The sequence below is a fragment of the Brevibacillus sp. SIMBA_040 genome (assembly GCF_046535075.1).
Lineage (GTDB): Bacteria > Bacillota > Bacilli > Brevibacillales > Brevibacillaceae > Brevibacillus.
In genome coordinates this window covers 1-234 of the sequence record NZ_JAWRXI010000420.1, presented here as the reverse complement: position 1 = coordinate 234, position 234 = coordinate 1, and the positions used below count along the sequence as shown (strand labels likewise).

Genomic DNA, 234 nt, shown 5'->3' with positions numbered 1-234 from the left:
GCTTAACGGATGGTGTACCACGTACGATTGTTTTGCTATTTCAAATTATCATGGAAGGGGCAAAAGAGAGTAGTTATGATTATTTAGAAGAAACGATCGATAAGACCACACCTTTATATAAGCATCGGATGGATGATTTATCACGTCAGCAAAAAGCGATTGTACATACCATAGCGATGAACTGGGACGCGTTGAGTACTAAGGAAATCGCGGAACAAACACGCCTGCCAAGCA

At 41.5% G+C, this 234-nt stretch carries 1 protein-coding gene; it reads left to right on the top strand.

Translation table 11 applies throughout. The annotated features are described in order from the left end of the window. The coding region (locus tag SB752_RS33300) for a hypothetical protein (RefSeq protein WP_410719644.1) at positions 1 to 234 on the top strand (234 nt) is incomplete at both ends.